This is a genomic window from Cyclobacterium sp. L-R (assembly GCF_056859355.1).
The window spans coordinates 45,054-63,202 of record NZ_JBSXOH010000095.1; the positions used below are offsets into that span (position 1 = coordinate 45,054).

Here is an 18,149-nt window from a genome sequence, read left to right on the forward strand (position 1 = left end):
TAGTTATAAAAAATGAAAGCACATACTGCAGAAACACAGGCCACAATGACGCCAGCTAAGGCCTTGACTATATTAAAGGAAGGAAACCAACGTTTTGTAAGCAATCTTAAAATTAATAGAAATTTACTAGAGCAAGTAAATGACACTAAAGATGGACAGTTTCCTTTTGCTGTTGTCTTGAGCTGTATAGACAGTAGGACTTCTGCTGAATTGATTTTCGATCAAGGGTTAGGTGATATATTTAGCGTTAGAATAGCTGGGAATGTAATTAATAAAGACATTTTAGGAAGCATGGAATTTGCTTGTAAACTTGCTGGATCCAAACAAATCGTAGTCCTAGGACATAGCAAATGCGGAGCGATAAAAGGAGCCTGTGCTGGAGTGAAAATCGGAAATTTAACTGGGTTATTGGAAAAGGTTCATCCTGCTATTGATGAAGTTTCAGACAATATGCCTAAGTCAAATAAAACAGACCCTGAGTTCATTAGGGCTGTAGAAAAACAAAATGTTATTTCTACCATGGACTTGATTCTACAAGAAAGTCCGGTTTTAAAAGAGTTGTATGAAATTGGAGAAATTGGAATGACAGGAGGTTATTACGATGTCGATACCGGAGAGGTATCATTTATGAAGGCTGTTATTGAAGAGCCTCTAATCAAATAAGCATTAGAAAAAGCAGTTTTTAGCTGAATTATTATAAAAATTCAGATTCTAAAAACTGCTTTTTTATTACCTTTTTATTTGTTTTCCCTTCAAAAGCATTTATATTTTTAGCTTTTACGAACTTATACCTCAATTTTTTATAAATACAGGTCTTCCTGGTACTTTGGTGTGGTGAGTTTAACTTTATCCAAATTTCTATTGTTAAGGTTAATTTTTAACCCTTTATAAAAGAACTCTTCCGCTTCAGTTTTATAGATATCCTGATCATTTTCACAATCTTCGTACTCCTTCTTGAAGATTATTTTTCCTGTAGAGATATTGAAATCAAAGTTAGCCCAGTATTCGCATAATTTACCATAAATGCTTGTATGACCTATAAGTTCAAACTCATCGTTTTGAAACCTGTATTTGTCTTTGTAAAACCATTTCCAACTGCTGCCCCCAGAAAAGCCAATTGTCAAAATTCCATTTTCAATAGAAATTTCTTCAAAAGGGTCACCCATAATGCCACCTTCTTGACTTTTTAAAATGGCTTTGGTTGATTTTCTCCAGATCACCCATTGTCCATTTGAATATTTCAGTACTTGAATTTCCCTAATTTTCCCATATTCAGAGGGTTCAGAGGTTTCAAATACAAGTACTTTTTCACAAACCTTATCTTTGTCCAAATCTCCCTCTGTTTCAGCAAGCAATTCATAACCATTTGGAATGATTATTTCCTGGCCAAAAGATAAAAAATTAAGGGAAAGCAAGTAGATAATAAAGGGCAGTTTCATTTTATCTTAAGTTAAACCCGAAATATGCAATAGACATTCTATTACATAATCCGGGTTAAAATTGAAAATTAACTCAATCTAAGTTAGCTTCAAATATGTAGTTACTATACAGGGCTTAAAAATTTGTATCAAATCATCAATTGTCGCTTTTCTGCTTCTGTTAACTTACTAAACCTCAGGTAAGCAATTATTGATACAATAAGCAAGACAATCGTTACTACATAAACCCAGTAAGGAACGGGAACAGGATCTCCTTTGGCGTAAGAATGCAAACCTGAGAGGTAATAATTCACTCCAAATGAGGTCATAATTATAGCACTAAATGCCCATAAACTTGCCAGATTATAAATTATGGCATTTCTACTTCCAGGAATTAGTCTTAAGTGAAGTACCACAGCATATATTAAAACGGAGATAAGCGCCCAAGTTTCCTTAGGATCCCAAGCCCAATACCTTCCCCAACTCTCATTTGCCCATACACCCCCAAGAAAAGTACCTATTGTCAAAAGGAACAAACCTACAGTGATAGACAATTCATTGACCACAATGAGCTCTTTCATGGAAAGCCACCACCTAGGGTTAGGACTTTTGGGTTTGAACACAAGTAAACATAAACTTAGTAAGGCAATAATTGCTGAAAGTGCCAATGGTGCATAGCCACTAACAATGATGGCCACATGGATCTTTAGCCAGTAGGAGTGGAGTACTGGCATAAGGTTGGTGATTTCTGGATTGAGCCAATCCAAGAAACTAACGAAGAGTAAAGTGCCAGAAAACAATAGTCCCAGAGGAACAGTAAAGTGGGATTTTTTGCCAAACACTAATCCAAATAGGAGTACCCCCCAAGCTACAAAAACCAACATTTCGAATCCATCACTCCAAGGTGGGTGCTTAGCAATGTACCAACGAAGAGACAGATGAAAGGTAAATATCACCCAGCCTATCCAAGCCAAAACAACTCCTACTTTCCAGCTAGCTTTCAGACTTTTACCTGAATAAAACAAGGCTGTAATCGCAAGGCCTAACATCATTAATCCAAGCAACCAAAAATACCCAAACAGGCGATTTCCTAGTTTGAGTTTATTAAATAGCAACTCGCCTTCGATTTCTGCCTCACTGGGATAAACAGCCTTGCCGGCCTCCCTTTGATACAAGTCTATGTAGCCAAATGTCTCGTCTGCCTTTTCCCAATTTCCGGTTAGTAAGCCTTCTTTTAAATTACTTAAGTACAACTTTCCAATGTTTTGTACGAAAATGGCGTCCTCTTCTTCAAAGCCACTGGTAAATTGTGAACTGGTGTACCAGGTTTGGTTATCATCCAAACGGTTCGGGTATAGTTTCAGAAAATCTCCAATTAATACCGCATAAAAAATATTAAACCTTTCATCGGTTTTAAGGAGTTCTTTATGGCCTTCATTTCTTTCCGAAGGTTTGAGTAAATTGGCATTTTCTACCAAGTCTGACAGTAGGTAATTGCCCTCCTCATCAATAAAATCCATAAAACTAAGCTGATCAACAGGTGATTTTTTCAGTGCCTTAAAAACAGGCAAGGACTTTTTTTGGTCAATTTTTATTAAGGATAAGCGACTAAAATATTCTGGTTGTAATTGTACGGCTAGTAAAAATTGTTCGGGGCTAAGACTTAGCGTTTTATCTTTGTCCCTAATTGTAATTTCAGCTTTGCCACTAAGTTTACGAGTGATTTCATTGGCCAAAGTATTCAACGGTTTCATGCGTCCGTCTAAGTCCTGAACAATAAGTCTTCCATATGCTTCTGCTTTCTCCTTTGGAACCACAAAATCCTCTGGAGAAACATTTTCCTGACCCACAGCAGCAAATGAGAATATACTTAAAAGGACAAGTAAGTTGCTCCCTGCTGATAGCTTACCTAGTCGTCGCTGCATAATATTGAATCTGCTGTTTTTTGCAAAAAGGGTTAGTAACATTCCTATACCTAAAAACAAATAACCCAAATAGGTCAGGTAAGTTCCTGGCCTGTCCTGATTGATAGTGAGGACTGTTCCTTGTTCATCAGCGTCGTAGGAACTTTGATAAAACCTATAACCCCTATGATCCAGGACGTTGTTCATAAAAATCCGATAAGGCCATGATTCCCCATTGTCCTGAACCATTACTTCACTGGCATAACTTTCAGGGCTTTGGGAACCCGGATAGCGCTTGAGTTCAAAAGTGTTGAGGTGTAGAGAAAAGGGAAGCATTTGGGCTTTAGGTCCATAGGTCATGTGGTAAGTGTTCTCCCCAATATCAAAAGCTACCCAAGAAGGTTTGTAACTTACTTTTGGAAAAAAGCCTGAAGCCAACTTATTCTTCTCGCTATCAAAAAGGCTCATCTTTAAACCATCTGCATAGTTTTTCGCCACTTCCAAATCTTCCTCAGGTACATAGTTTAGGCTTACATTCTCCTTTATACCCCTTACCACTAAAGCACCTTTTTCCCATTGATAAAGGGATCTAAGTTTCAACCTTTCTGCTGTATTGGCATGCATTACACCAATTTGTTGACTGGCCATTTCCATCACTTGCAGATGCACATTTGTAGCAAGCATCCAGCCTGAATCACTTCTATAAATTTTTAACGGTGCAATTCCATTTTCATTTATTTCTAGACTCAGATCACCTAGAAGCAAAGATTCACCGCTTCTCAATATCTGTTCTTTTCTTGTTCCTTCTTTTATATAGGAAAGTTCTAAAATTGTTTCATTTCCAGGTGCAAATACTTGCTTGGCAGAAGGAACGTATTCCTCCAGTACCAATTCAAAATCTTGACCTTCTAAGGAAATATCATAAGTGCTTGGATCGAATGTTTTGGAAGTGAATTCAGCTTCATGGCTGAAATGAACACCAATTCCACTCTCTATTTGCAAGTAATTGTTACTGGTGTAATATATATTCTCCGAATTTCCAGTTCGAATATGAATTACGCCTTCTTTACTGAATAATCTGGTGACTCCAGCACCAATAATGATGACGATAAATGCCAGATGAAAAATCCCTAATGGTAGCTTTTCTTTGCTTAATAATTTGTATTGTCCAATATGGGCTATGAAATTAATACATAGCCAGATCATTATTAATTCAAACCACCAGACTTCATAAAACAATGCCCTGGCAACAGCAGTACCGTGATCATTTTCTACAAAAGTGGCAATACCCATAGCTACAGCAAGTATAAAAAGGAGTAGTACGGATACTTTGGTGGAAAGAAGGAATTTCATAGGGTTATTTTAAAGGGGTACACCAATAAATTTAGCTTTATTGTTTGGTCTGAATACAAACATTATATAGGCCCAATTCTGATTGGTTTTAAGGCTTCCATTGTCCTGAACATGTTTGAAGGTGTCAGATGCAATGAACTGACTGTAACCTGCTTGAAGGGAAATGGATTCACTTATTACCTTACCAATCGATAGGTCAATCTCTGATCCAAATCCTTTATTTAGCTCTGTACCAGTATAGCCTTCCTGAAGAATGGTTGCAGTACTTGCAAAATGGTGATAATCCCCCTGTATCCAAAATCCAGCATCAAAATTGTATCTGGTTCTTAAGTATATGTCCCGCAACCCCAGTGAGTTAAAGTGGTTGCCTACATAGAACAAATCCATAAAACCATTGAAGGCATGATTGGTACCATATAGGGGAGAAAATGATTTGTTTTTTTGTTGGCTATTTGTAGCTGTTCCACTTAATAGCTCAAAGCCAGCAGTGGCAGTGTATTTTGAGCCTGTCTCCTTGTTTTCGGTTAAAGTCTGGGTTATATGTGCACTTATATCGTACGCAGAGGTAGACCTGTTTAAAACATCTTTACCAAACTGATAATATAAATAAGCAGAAAGCTTTGTTGTGGGAAGGTTGTATTTTAGGGTTGGCAAGGCCAAAGTTTGTAAGTAACGAATTCCTTGACTAGTATAGTTGATATTATTTGTTTCCTGATACTGTCTGCCATCGTTCCAAAAGAGTAGGCCATAGTTGAACTTACCAACGGTGTTTTCATATCGGGCAAACTGTGCTGCTTTGTATTGATTGGGTGTTGTGAATAGATTGTCGCTAATTTTTTGGCCATCTTGGTTAAAACCAAAACCAAAATGCAATTTAGCTTTTTCTTTTTCATACTTCATCAAAGCAAACTCATGCGATCTGGCCTGTAGGGCCCAATCCAGGTTGCCCAAGAATCTTGCATTATCATAATTTAATTCTTGCCTTCCAAGTTTTAATTTCCAATGATCACAAAACTCCACTTCCGCCCATGCTTCGTGAACAGATAAATATCCATCTGAAATATTGGCAGTAGGACTGCTTCCCCAAGTACGAACATCCTGAATACTCATGAAAAAATTGAGCCGGTCTACTTTATAATTTGCCTGAATTCGGGCCCTGTGGGCTATAAAACCGGCAGGGTCTGCATTTTCATTCAATAACTTATTGTATCCATGTCGGTATTCACTCCTGACAAGCATTTGCCCATCAATTGAAAATTGGGCAAAGCTGTGCTGTTGGGAACAGAACAATAATAATGCTGCTCCGGTAATAATAATAAACTTCTTCATAAAGCTTGGATTAAGTCAGCATTTTACTTGATACTGACTGTTTGAACTTCTTTTTTTGCTTCTCTGGCTTTCCCTTCCTTGAGCCATTTAGGGACAACTTGTTCAAGGAAATCCTCCTTAGCAGCCAAATCTTTTTCTATGTCAAAGCCTATATAGGCTTGTAGGGCGTCTTTTGAAGTGAAATCAGGCATTTCTACCGGTTTATTATGGCCTAAATCAGCCAATAGTCTGGCAAGCTCAATCCTGGTTTCTTGGACGATTCCTGTGGCAGAGGTAACTATTCTACTTGTTTCAAGTGGGGCATGAAAAGCTGCACCATGGGAGGCTACAGAATAATCCCATCTCCATTGTGCATGTCTGATGCCTTGCTGAATAGTACTCATTTGATCCTGTGTGGCACCCAATTCCCAAGCTTTTGCTGCTTCTATATGGGCCATGGCTATTAGTCTTTGTAATTTGGAAGTACCCTCTTTTACTTTTCGTTGTCGCTCATAGACATCTGTGATCAAATCATCTACCTTTTCCCTATGACACACAAAACAACTGTTCTCCACATTGCTCAAGGGAGAGCCTATATTGTGGTTGGTGAATTTCTGACCTCCTTCAGATTGGTAGGGCATGTGACAGTCTGCACAACTTACACCTCTTTTGCTATGCACTCCCATTTTGTAGATCTCATAATCAGGATGTTGTGCTTTTAACATTGGTGTTTTACTTAAAGGGTGAGTCCAATCAGAGAATCCAGCTTCATCGTAATAGGCTTCGGCACTTTCCACGTCCATGCCGTCTTTCCATGGAAAGGTAAGGTAATTGGCATTTTCCGCCCCAGGCTTCTTCTTGTCGAAATAATATTCCACATGGCATTGGGCACAAACCAAGGAACGCATTTCCTGGTGAGAGGCTTCGTTGATGTCTTTTCCCATGGCCTCATAAGCTTCTATAAGCGCTGGCCTTGTCACTGTAAGTTTCATCGTTTCTGGATTGTGACAATCGGCGCAGCCAATAGGATTGATTACTTCTGCTCCCAAGTCAGAAAATTTTTGACTGTAATACTCCGTTACACCTATTTCTTTCATTAGCCGGGGTACATCAGGGCTTTTACATGTCCAGCAAGTACTTGGCATTGGACCTTCACCTGCATTCATAGGAGCTCCTGTCCTGAGGGTTTCATTGATGTCAGAAATGGCATGATTGTGCCCCTTAGGTGAATTATAATCTTTACTGAATCCATAACCTGCCCATAGAATGACCATTTCCGGCTCAGCCCTGAGCATGTCCTTATGTCCACTGGTATTGAACATGCTGCGAAAAGTGGTGTCCTTGGTTTTCATATAGGATTGGTATTGCCTTGGGAAATTTAATCCCCAAACGGAATCTCGGGGTTCTATTCCTTCAATTTCAACCTTTGGTTGATAGGCAAACCTGGCTTCAGATTTACGGTCTAAAATATTTACGGCCAAATAGGCCAAAAGGAATACAATTACTGCCGTTGCTAAAAAGAGAATCCAGTTTTTCATGACACTTTAAGTTATTTATCCTTCGATGATTTCATTGATTTTTTAAGCCATTCAGGAACAATGCTAAGATCCGAAGGACTGTATTCTTTGATGGGTTCTATTTGTGCACCAACTGCGGAGAGACTTCTTACTCTACCATGAGGCACTTCACGATGACATTCCCAGCAGGTTCGGTCCGTTCTATTTTCCTGGTGGTTGTCTACAAATGCTGCAGTTTTAGCATCTGTAACCTGGTCTTGATGGCACCTTATACAATTGTCTTGAATTACAGCTATGGAGGGGGGCAAAGCCCTGATCACCTCAGGTTCGGCCCTGGCTGTAAATACTGAAGCATGATAAAGCCCATCCTTTGCCTTGAAAAAGTATTTGTTGAAAACATTGTCATGAGGAACATGGCAGTCATTACAATGGGCTACCTCCCTATGGGAACTGTGCGTCCAGGTAATGTATTGTGGACCCATAATATGGCAATTGACGCAGGCCTGAGGGTCATCCGATAAATAAGAGGTGGCATTGCTAATGTCCAACAAGAAAAACCCTAAACCAACGATCAATGCTACCAAAAATGTAGCTCCGGTCCTCCATTGCTTGGGAGGAACCAGACTATATTTAAATAAAAAACGCTTGATATTGACCTTCATAGCCTTCGCTTTAATTGGTAATCAAAAATAAGCCATTTGTCTTTATAGAAACCTGAGAAAAGTCAGTTTTGAACCTGTTTATTGCCCTTACAATTCAGGGTTCTATTTAAATATTATTTAAGAATAATATATATAAATAATTTGGTATACTTAAAATTAATAAGTGTAAATTTTCATATATATATTTATTATTGGTATTTATACAATATAGGAGTTATTATATTGTATAATATTTTATAATGTAAAGTTTAGAATTAACTGTTTAGGTTTTGCTTTAATCCTATTTGTGATTCTATTGAATTAAAAAATTCTATTTCATGATTAATTCCTGAGAATAATCAATATTTTGAATTATGAGATTAGTAGGTTGATTGTTTTATAAAATTAGCCCTTTAAAAAAAATTAATTTTGAAGGGCCTTCTGTTCTTATTATATTCAACTTGCACTCTTCTCAGCTTGACCTGGCGAAGGAAAAATTGAAAATGAAGAGTATCGTGATACCATGAAAAAGATTAAGCAAACCAACTCATTTATTAAGCTATTTTTAGGCAGTTTTTTCCTATGCCTAATTGGCTGTGCAAATGAAGAGGTGGGAGAAGCCAGTCTGGAGCCATTTCCTGATGTAGTCAGTTATAATTTTCATATTCGACCCATTCTTTCTGACAATTGCTATGCTTGTCATGGTCCTGATGCCAATGCAAGGGAGGCAGGATTAAGGTTGGACCTTGAAAGTGAGGCTTATAAAGCCCTGGCAGAAAATCCTGGTACCTATGCTCTTGTTCCCGGAAAACCCCATCAATCAGAGGTTTACCTTCGGATCAATTCGGAGGATGAGAACGAAATGATGCCTCCTCCGGATTCCAACCTCAAATTGACCAATAGAGAAATTGAGCTAATTAAAACCTGGATCAAAGAGGGGGCCGTTTATGAGAAACACTGGGCTTTTGAGCCTCCTAAATACCATGAACTTCCTGCGGTAAAAAACAAGAAGTGGCCGATCAATGAGATTGATTACTTTGTCCTTAAAAGGCAGGAAGACATTGGACTTATTCCCAATGAACCTGCTTCTAAAGAAAACCTATTAAAGCGTTTGAGCTTTGACCTTACAGGCCTTCCGCCTACGCTGGAAATGATGGACAAGTTTAATAGGAATGAGGACCCGAATGCCTATGAGGGCATGGTGGATTACCTCTTGGATCAAAACGCTTATGGTGAGCGCATGGCTGTTTATTGGATGGATATCGCCAGGTATGCCGATTCCTATGGCTATCAACTGGACAATTTTAGAACCCAATGGGCATGGAGAGATTGGGTTATCCATGCTTTTAATAATAATTTATCCTATAAAGATTTCATTACCTGGCAACTGGCAGGAGACCTTCTGGAAAATCCAACCAAGGAACAAATTTTAGCAACAGGCTTTAATAGAAACCATAAAATCACGGAGGAAGGAGCTGTGGATGAGGAGGAATACCGGATAACCTATGTGACGGACAGGACCAATACTGTTGGCAAAGCGCTCTTGGGCATCACCTTTGAATGTGCTGCCTGCCATGATCATAAATTCGACCCTATCTCACAGAAGAATTATTATGAAATGTTTTCATTCTTCAACAATATCGACGAGTTAAGGACTTCTACAAGCCCTATTGATCCATTGGCTGGTACACCTAAGTCTTATGCCAAAAAGCCTTTTATTGAAATTACAGATGAAGATGCAGAAGGCATTTTATCCTTTGTAAACAAAAAGGATACCAGCACTTTAATTGTCTCTGTAATGGGTGAACTGGATACCTTAAGGAACAATTATATTTTAGAAAGGGGCGTTTTCAATGCTTTTGGTGAAGAAGTATTTCCTGCTACTCCTGAATCCATTTTAGGTTTCGATACCAAATACCCCAAAAGCAGACTAGGGCTGGCCAGGTGGTTGTTTGATGAAAAAACCCACTCACTTCCAGGGTTTTTGTGAACAAAATCTGGAAGGAGTTTTTTGGGAGAGGAATAGTCAATACTACCGGGGATTTTGGCATGCAAGGTGAATTGCCGAGTCATCCGGGCTTGTTGGATTGGATGGCCATTGATTTTATGGGAAATGGTTGGGATATGAAACGATTAGTAAAGCAAATAGTGATGTCTGCGACCTACAGGCAATCAGTTACTGTAAGTCAGGAAGAAAGGAACCTTGATTCGGAAAACAAGTACTATACCTATGCTTCCCGCAACCATTTGAAGGCTGAGTTTATAAGAAACATGGTTTTGTCTTCAAGTGGTCTTTTGGTGCCGGAAATTGGCGGTAGAAGTGTTAAACCTTACCAACCAGATGGACTTTGGGAAGCTGCGACCGCTGGAGGTTCTACTTTAGCAGAATATACCCAGGACCATGGAGACAATCTTTACAGAAGAGGCTTGTATACCTTTATGAAAAGAACAGTTCCTGCGCCTTCCATGCTAATATTTGATGCCAGCAATCGCGATCAATGTGAAACGGAACGCTCTTTTACCAATACGCCATTGCAGGCATTGGTAATGCTTAACGATCCTACGGTTCTTGAGGCTTCTAGGGTTTTGGCTTCCAGATTGATCAGCGAAAAATCCACCGAAAAGGAAAAGATAAATAAAGCATTTCGATTAATTCTTTGTAGAAAACCCAAAGCCAAAGAGCTGGATTTATTGGTAATGTATTATAAGGACAAGCTAGCGACCATTACGGAGGAGAATGCCCTCGAATTGGCATCAATTGGTGAATATCCTCAGGAGGAAAACGTGGATAGGCAATCAGTAGCGGCACTTATGCAAGTAATTTCTACAATGTACAATATGGAGGAATCCATAAGCAGATCTTAAACAAATGGAGAAAGAGATATTAGAATACGGGCTGAATAGAAACAGAAGAAGGTTTTTGTCAAAATTGAGTTTAGGCCTTGGAAGTGTGGCTTTAGGTTCATTGCTTATGCCAGACCTTTTTGATCGGGTAGGGGGGAATAAGGAATTAGAGATGGCCATTCCAGGCTTGCCTGACTTTGCACCAAAAGCCAAACGGGTCATTTACCTCTTTCAAAATGGAGCACCCTCGCAATTGGAATCTTTTGATTACAAACCCAAACTCAGAGACATGCAAGGCCAGGATTTACCTGCCTCTATCCGTGGAGACCAAAGACTGACGGGCTTTACGGCCAACCAGTCTTCCCTTCCATTGGTAGGCTCTTTTGTGGATTTTAAGCAGTACGGCGAATCCAGGGCCTGGGTAAGCGATCTTTTCCCTAAAACCGCAGAAATTGTAGATGACATTTGCATTATCAAATCCATGCATACGGAGGCCATCAACCATGACCCCGCCCTTACCTTTTTTCAAACTGGAGCACAACAAGGCAATAGACCCAGTATGGGCTCCTGGCTTAGTTATGGCCTTGGAAGTGAAAACCAAAACTTGCCTTCTTTTACGGTATTGATATCCAGAGGAGAAGGCAATAGTCAAGGTGTTTACTCCAAATTGTGGTCCAATGGATTTCTGGATTCCATCCATCAGGGCGTACAGTTCAGTAGTGGGGAAGACCCTGTTTTGTACCTTAAAGATCCCAAAGGGTTAAACCGTTCAGACAGGCGTGACATGCTGGACAAGCTGGCCCAATTGAATCAGTGGTCTTATGAGGACATTCATGACCCCGAGATCAATACCAAAATTCAGCAATATGAAATGGCTTACCGTATGCAAACTACCGTGCCTGAGACATTGGACATTTCCAAAGAACCCCAAAGCATCATAGACATGTATGGGGAAGACTGTAAAAAGCCAGGTACTTTTGCTGCCAATTGTTTGCTGGCTAGAAAATTATCAGAAAATGGGGTACGCTTTGTTCAACTCTATCACCAGGGTTGGGACCAGCATGTCAATTTACCGAAAGAAATCACCGGCCAGGCGATGGATGTGGACCAGGCATCTGCTGCCTTGGTAAAAGACCTTAAGCAAAGAGGCTTATTGGATGAAACACTGGTTGTTTGGGGAGGCGAATTTGGGCGGACCAACTTCAGTCAGGGAGAAATAACCAAAGACAATTACGGAAGAGACCACCATCCAAGGTGTTTTAGCATCTGGATGGCAGGAGGAGGGGTCAAACCTGGGATCGTTTATGGAGAAACGGATGAGTTTGGGTACAATATTGTTAAAAATCCTGTTCATGTGCATGATTTTCAGGCTACGCTTTTACATCAATTGGGATTGGATCATGAAAAATTGGTATATAAACACCTGGGCAGAAGGTTCAGGTTGACAGATGTTTCGGGGCATGTGGTGAAGGATATTCTTGCCTGATTTTGAATTGACTCTGTGGCATAATAAGACTACTAGCACGAATTCGATTGAAAAAAGCACGGTTTTTGGCGGTAATGCTTTCCAAAGCGAAATGTGAAATTGCCAGAAAAGCACAACCACCTTATAATCAACTTAACATTCATTTTCAGCTACTCCTCCTTCCAAGGGAGATTTGCGCTTTCGATTTCTTTACAGTTGAATTGGAGAAGGCTAGTTCTTCCCACATGAATGGCAGTTAGCTGGAATTTTCGCACCTAGAAATCCGACTGTAAACGAAATCCCCCTAAAAGGGGGGAATTAGCTGAAATGCATGATTGAAGCCGAGTAGGTGCCATTTAAACGGACTGAAAAAACTACTCGTCAATACTGTTACCAGTACGCACAGGTATCCAAATCCACTTTCCAAGGAGGATTTGTACTCAATCCGTGTGTTTTTATTTTTTTACCGCATTAATTTCTCCTTAAACCTGTTTTTACCTTAAAAAAATAAGATATTTATTGATGTATCTCATCTTCTTTGTTTTTAGACCCATGAGAATAAAATTTACTTTAAGGCCAAGCCATTTCCTTCTATTTAGCGTAGTATTTTGGACCTTTGCTGGCAAAATAGATCCGGTTATAGCCCAGTCGAACGATTGGAGAAATATTAAAAATGGCCTAATTATTCCTGACAAAAGCTATAGTGATCAGCCTTATATCGTAAAAACGGATGATGGAGCTTGGTTGTGCGTGATTACCACCGGATCCGGCCATGAAGGAGCTACTGGACAGCATATTATTGGTCAGCGCAGTTTTGACCAGGGTGAAACCTGGGAAGAAATGGTAGAAATAGAGCCCGCAGACGGCCCTGAGGCATCTTATGCGGTGATTTTGAAAGCCCCTTCGGGACGGGTATTTGTGTTCTACAACCATAATACCGACAACCTAAGAGAAGTAAAAGGAGACGATCCTCCTTATAAAAATGGAATTGTAAAAAGGGTGGATAGCCAGGGCTATTATGTGTTCAAATACTCAGATGACAACGGGAAATCCTGGTCTGATCAAAGGTATACTATCCCAGTTAGGGAATTTGAAATCGACAGAAACAACCCTTATAAAGGTGATAAAAGGTTCTTTTGGAATGTTGGGAAGGCATTTGCTTATGAAGGAAGTGCTTTTGTTCCCTTCACCAAAGTGGGAGGATTCGGAAATGGGTTTTTCACCTCAAATGAAGGTGTTTTACTAAAAAGTGACAATCTCTTCGATGTAGCCGACCCAGCTGATGCCAATTGGAACACCTTGCCTGACGGAGACATAGGCTTGAGAACGCCTGAGAATGGCGGTCCAATTGCCGCCGAACATAGCTATTCCATACTAAGCGATGGCTCTTTCTTTGTGGTTTACCGTTCATTGGATGGGCATCCAGTCTACAGTTATAGCCGAGATCAGGGGAGAACCTGGGATGCACCGCAGTACATGAGGTATGCAGATGGGCGATTGATGAAACACCCTAGGGCAGCCAATTTTGCCTGGAAATGTGACAATGGTAAATTCCTCTATTGGTTTCACAACCATGGAGGCAGGTTTATCAGAGAACATTCCAATCCGGGTTCTATCGGTTACAATGACCGCAATCCGGTATGGATGGCAGGAGGCGTGGAAGTGGATGGGAAAGATGGTAAAGTGATTCAATGGAGTCAACCGGAGATTTTACTATACGATGAAGACCCTTTGGTTCGCATGAGTTATCCTGACCTGATGGAAGAGGGGGGCAATTATTTTATTACCGAAACACAAAAGGACATTGCACGTGTCCATCAGATTGATAACGCCTTTCTAGAGCGGCTTTGGGGCCAATTTGAGGAACCTATACCGGTTCGAGATGGCTTGCTGATCAATTGGTCAGGAAAGGGCAAAAGTTTACCGCAAAAACTTCCGGCTCCGGCTGTTCCAAACTTTCGGGTTAGAGATACCAATACCGCTGATTACAGAGGAAAAAGCACCAATGCAGGCTTTACCATAGAACTGGGATTTTTGCTTTATGAAGTGAAAGAAGGGCAGGTTTTGGCGGATACCAGAGATGCTTCAGGCAAAGGTTGGTGGGTAAGCGTTTCAGATAAGAACAACCTTACGTTTCAGATGAACGATGGCCAAACCGAGGTCGGATGGAGCTCTGATCCTAGTACCATACAACCAAATACCCAACATCAGGTAAGTATCCTTATAGACGGAGGCCCAAATATCATCGCTTTTGTTACAGATGGCCAATTAAATGATGGGGGAGCGCACAGGCAATTTGGTTGGGGCAGGTTCAGTCCCTACTTCAAATCGCCAGAAGCCTCAAAGACTCTACTACTAGGTTCAAGTATAAAAGGAGAACTGAGTTATGTGAGGTTTTTTGATCGGGCTTTGATGTTTTCGGAGGCTTTGGCTAGTCAGAGGTGGAAGGAGTGATCGAGTGATGTAGTGATTTTGTGATAGGATGAGGAGGGTGATTTAGTGATCAAGGTTGGGGATTTATGTATGTGATTAAAGCTTTTTTTATTGCTTTTATTTTTAAGTTGCCAATTTTGTACTTTATTCTAAAAGCCAGAGTGTTTTTTACTCAATAGGTTTAGAGGTAGTAGCATTCCCGAAAGCCATCTAATCAGAACTGCATCAATCGGGAAGGCTAAAAACCATTACAGCACCTCCAGGGTGGGGTTTCATTTTTGAACCTCCAGCAGAGATGGCAATGTATTGCTTGCCGTTCACGGAATATACACTTGGGGTAGCGTGGCCGTCAGAAGGTAGCTCATATTCCCATAGTATTTCTCCATTCTCTGTGTCAAAAGCCCTGATTTTGGAATCAGAAGTAGCAGCAATGAATAGTAGCCCACCGGCTGTAACGACAGGACCACCATAATTCTCAGTGCCTGTGACCGGAATTCCTCGTTTGGTTAGCTCTTCATATTCTCCTAGAGGCACCTTCCATTTTATGGTACCTGTATTAAGATCGACAGCATTCAGTGTGCCCCAGGGTGGTTTAATAGCAGGATATCCTTCATCATCCTGCCAACGTTGGAAACCTCGGAAGACATAAGGTGGCGCATTGTCATCCCGTTCGTTTTTTGAATTACCAATAGTTTCTTCATTAAAGAGGAAGGAAATGATGGCTTCCCGACGTGCTTGCGAAACCTGATCAAAAGCGGGCATACGTCCTCCTCCCTTTTTTATGACCTGCATTACCATTTCCTTGTCTAATCGCTTGGAGATGTTTTCTAGGGAAGGAAAACCGCCCGTAGGATTACCTTTACGATCGGAACCATGACAGGATGCGCAATGGATCAGGTATTGTTTTTCCCCGAAAGGCAATGCACTGCCATCTGCCTTTTGTGTAGGAACCATCTGGTAAAACCAGGGAATCTCATTTACATTCACATACAGTATTCCTTCGGGATCTGCTGCAGCACCACCCCATTCCATGCCTCCATCGTATCCGGGAAACATGATCGTTTGATCGGTACTTGGAGGAGGGTATCCCCCATAATTTCCCGATTGACTGAATACCTCCTTGCTTATTTGCTGTGCTCTGGAAGAAATATTGGAAAAGTCATCCTCAGTATATTCCTGCCTCATTAATGGAGCTGGCTTGGTTGGAAAAGGCTGCGTTGGCCAGGTTTGGATTTCATCAATTTTAGAGGCTGCTCTAGGTCGTTCCTCAATGGGCCAAAGCGGTTCTCCTGTAAGCCTATCATATACGAACAACAACCCCATTTTTGTACCTACAGCAACAATATCTACCTCTTTTCCTTCGTGCTTTACCGTAAGCAAAGTCGGTGGTTGAGGAATGTCCAAATCCCAAAGATCATGATGCACCAGTTGGTGGTGCCAAAGTCGTTTACCTGTATTCGCATCAAGCGCAATGAGGGAGTTGGCAAATAAATTTTCCCCATAACGGTTACCTCCAAAAAAATCCGGTCCGGCTGTCTCAGTTGATAAATAGACGATGCCTCGAGGTATATCAATTGCCATACCTGACCAGTCAGATGCTCCTCCTGTTCTCTCTAAATAGTTTTCCGGCCAGGTATCTGATCCAAATTCACCAGGCCTAGGCAAGGTGTGAAAAATCCACTTTCGCTTTCCAGTTCGAATATCAAATGCCCGCACTGCACCAGGTAAATCCTCACCTACATTGGCCCCAATAATAAACATGTCCTTGTAAATCTGCCCAGGTGTATTGAGCGCTACATTTGGTTTACCTGGAACGTCCATTTCCTCTCCAAGATGAATCGAACCATTTTCTCCAAAAGAAGGAATGAGTTCACCACTTTTGGCATTCAATGCATAAAGTCGGTTTCCTTTCATGGTGAGTATGCGACCCGCTTCACCATCATGCCAATACATTAGTCCCCGTTGGTCCCCATCAGCGAGCGATTCATGAACCTTGGAAGGATCAAAGGTCCAAAGTTCCTTCCCTGTCGCGCCATCCAAAGCAACAACACGACTGTTTGGGGTAGCTGTGTACAGCCAACCATCTACAATTAGGTTATTCGTTTGGTAATTCGCACTATCACCGGTCAAATACGTCCAAGCCAATTCCAATTGAGATACATTACTTTTATTTATTTGGTCCAGCGTTGAGTACTGATTGCTGCTAGGGTGGCCGAGGTAAGTTGCCCAGTCAGCTCCTGCACCTTCTGGTGGGGTTTGTGTGCAGGCAGTTAAGTATAAAAACAGGTAAGAAATGGCGATGAGTTTGTGTTTTGAAAAATAGTGATCATTGTCCATGTTCTTTCTGGTTTTAATTTTGGGGATGAGGCATTATTGGCTATGCAAAATATAAAAAATATTGATCATGTTTATAAAATGGGAAATCTTTCGAAATATCAGATTGGGTTTTAAAGGTATGGGAGGGGGGATGGGGCGAGAGAGTGATTTGGTGATGTAGTGATTTGGTGATGTAGTGAGAGAGTGAAAAGGTGATCGGGTGATGGGGTGAAAAGGTGATGGGGTGATTTGGTGATATAGTGATCGAGTGATGTAGTGAGAGTACAGGTCCTATCCTAATTTATAAAATACAGTAGTTCTTCATAGGAGAACTTTCTGTATTTTTGTTTATTAAGTGAACGAATGAAACGAACAATTGCAAAAAGTACGCTTCGGAATATTGGGAAAAGCATTCAGATGCCGAACAATATTTAAAAACTTGGTACGATACGGTAAAAAGTGCAAATTGGTTTTCACAGAATGAGGTAAAACAAACTTTTATCAACCCGAGCAATCTGAAGAACAGTCAGATAGTTTTCAACATGAATAGAAATACTTATCGCTTGATAGTTAAGTTCATTTACGAAGAGCAATGGGCATTTATTCGTTTTATTGGCACACATGCTGAATATGACAATATTGATGCTGACACGATTAAATAATGAAATCATGGAATTAAAGCCAATAAAATCTGAAAAAGACTACCGAAATGGACTTGAACGATTGGAGGTAATTTTTGATGCGCCAATTGAGACCAAAGAAGGAGACGAAGCCGAAATACTTTCATTGCTCCTTGAAAATTATGAAAAAGAGCATTATCCGATTGAATCACCAGACCCTATTTAAGCTATAAAAATACGAATGGAGGAGCTGAATATGCGTCAAAGGGACCTTGTCGGAATCATTGGCGGAAAAAGCCGTGTATCGGAGATTATGAACAAAAAGAAAAA

The 18,149-nt window shown here is 40.5% G+C and carries 10 protein-coding genes and 2 pseudogenes; 6 read left to right on the top strand and 6 right to left on the bottom strand.

Translation table 11 applies throughout. The annotated features are described in order from the left end of the window. The first annotated feature begins 12 nt into the window (after positions 1–12). Positions 13–663 (top strand): carbonic anhydrase family protein, encoded by a 651-nt coding sequence (locus AC13EX_RS20265; RefSeq protein ID WP_482894082.1) that lies wholly within the window; start codon positions 13–15, stop codon positions 661–663. Between the two features lie 137 nt (positions 664–800). Here the strand turns inward: AC13EX_RS20265 and AC13EX_RS20270 are convergent, their stop codons facing one another. The 5 genes from AC13EX_RS20270 to nrfH form a co-directional block, all read right to left on the bottom strand. Further along, positions 801–1,439 carry a hypothetical protein gene (locus tag AC13EX_RS20270; RefSeq protein ID WP_482894083.1) on the bottom strand — a complete coding sequence of 213 codons (639 nt, stop codon included), beginning with the start codon at positions 1,437–1,439 and terminating at the stop codon, positions 801–803. Positions 1,440–1,567: 128 nt separating this feature from the next. Beyond that, positions 1,568–4,675 (bottom strand): cytochrome c biogenesis protein, encoded by a 3,108-nt coding sequence (locus AC13EX_RS20275; protein WP_482894084.1) that lies wholly within the window; start codon positions 4,673–4,675, stop codon positions 1,568–1,570. Between the two features lie 9 nt (positions 4,676–4,684). After that, positions 4,685–6,004 (bottom strand): alginate export family protein, encoded by a 1,320-nt coding sequence (locus tag AC13EX_RS20280; protein ID WP_482894085.1) that lies wholly within the window; start codon positions 6,002–6,004, stop codon positions 4,685–4,687. A gap of 23 nt (positions 6,005–6,027) precedes the next feature. Further along, positions 6,028–7,521, bottom strand: coding sequence for an ammonia-forming cytochrome c nitrite reductase (nrfA, locus tag AC13EX_RS20285; protein ID WP_482894086.1), 1,494 nt, complete (start codon positions 7,519–7,521; stop codon positions 6,028–6,030). A gap of 11 nt (positions 7,522–7,532) precedes the next feature. Next, complete coding sequence (gene nrfH / locus AC13EX_RS20290; protein WP_482894087.1) at positions 7,533–8,162, bottom strand: cytochrome c nitrite reductase small subunit; 630 nt, start codon at positions 8,160–8,162, stop codon at positions 7,533–7,535. A gap of 502 nt (positions 8,163–8,664) precedes the next feature. Between nrfH and AC13EX_RS20295 the strand changes: the two are divergent. The 3 genes and pseudogenes from AC13EX_RS20295 (at position 8,665) to AC13EX_RS20305 (ending at position 14,904) form a co-directional block, all read left to right on the top strand. Beyond that, positions 8,665–11,006, top strand: a pseudogene (locus tag AC13EX_RS20295) (PSD1 and planctomycete cytochrome C domain-containing protein). A 4-nt stretch (positions 11,007–11,010) separates the two neighbouring features. After that, positions 11,011–12,471, top strand: a complete 1,461-nt coding sequence (locus AC13EX_RS20300; RefSeq protein WP_482894088.1) for a DUF1501 domain-containing protein — start codon at positions 11,011–11,013, stop codon at positions 12,469–12,471. 531 nt (positions 12,472–13,002) lie between these two features. Next, entirely contained in the window at positions 13,003–14,904 is a 1,902-nt protein-coding gene (locus tag AC13EX_RS20305; protein WP_482894089.1) for an exo-alpha-sialidase, read from the top strand. Positions 14,905–15,108: 204 nt separating this feature from the next. Here AC13EX_RS20305 and AC13EX_RS20310 read toward each other — a convergent pair whose 3' ends face one another. Beyond that, complete coding sequence (locus AC13EX_RS20310; RefSeq protein ID WP_482894090.1) at positions 15,109–17,220, bottom strand: outer membrane protein assembly factor BamB family protein; 2,112 nt, start codon at positions 17,218–17,220, stop codon at positions 15,109–15,111. Positions 17,221–17,678: 458 nt separating this feature from the next. Between AC13EX_RS20310 and AC13EX_RS20315 the strand changes: the two are divergent. Then, a pseudogene (locus AC13EX_RS20315) lies at positions 17,679–17,861 on the top strand (type II toxin-antitoxin system HigB family toxin); the annotation flags it as partial. 7 nt (positions 17,862–17,868) lie between these two features. Further along, positions 17,869–18,045, top strand: a complete 177-nt coding sequence (locus AC13EX_RS20320; protein WP_482894091.1) for a hypothetical protein — start codon at positions 17,869–17,871, stop codon at positions 18,043–18,045. Positions 18,046–18,149: the final 104 nt, after the last annotated feature.

Coding starts and splice junctions, on each gene's coding strand:
- AC13EX_RS20265 (WP_482894082.1), top strand. CDS start 13: ATGAAAGCACATACTGCAGAAACACAGGCCACAATGACGCCAGCTAAG.
- AC13EX_RS20270 (WP_482894083.1), bottom strand. CDS start 1,439: ATGAAACTGCCCTTTATTATCTACTTGCTTTCCCTTAATTTTTTATCT.
- AC13EX_RS20275 (WP_482894084.1), bottom strand. CDS start 4,675: ATGAAATTCCTTCTTTCCACCAAAGTATCCGTACTACTCCTTTTTATA.
- AC13EX_RS20280 (WP_482894085.1), bottom strand. CDS start 6,004: ATGAAGAAGTTTATTATTATTACCGGAGCAGCATTATTATTGTTCTGT.
- nrfA (WP_482894086.1), bottom strand. CDS start 7,521: ATGAAAAACTGGATTCTCTTTTTAGCAACGGCAGTAATTGTATTCCTT.
- nrfH (WP_482894087.1), bottom strand. CDS start 8,162: ATGAAGGTCAATATCAAGCGTTTTTTATTTAAATATAGTCTGGTTCCT.
- AC13EX_RS20300 (WP_482894088.1), top strand. CDS start 11,011: ATGGAGAAAGAGATATTAGAATACGGGCTGAATAGAAACAGAAGAAGG.
- AC13EX_RS20305 (WP_482894089.1), top strand. CDS start 13,003: ATGAGAATAAAATTTACTTTAAGGCCAAGCCATTTCCTTCTATTTAGC.
- AC13EX_RS20310 (WP_482894090.1), bottom strand. CDS start 17,220: ATGGACAATGATCACTATTTTTCAAAACACAAACTCATCGCCATTTCT.
- AC13EX_RS20320 (WP_482894091.1), top strand. CDS start 17,869: ATGGAATTAAAGCCAATAAAATCTGAAAAAGACTACCGAAATGGACTT.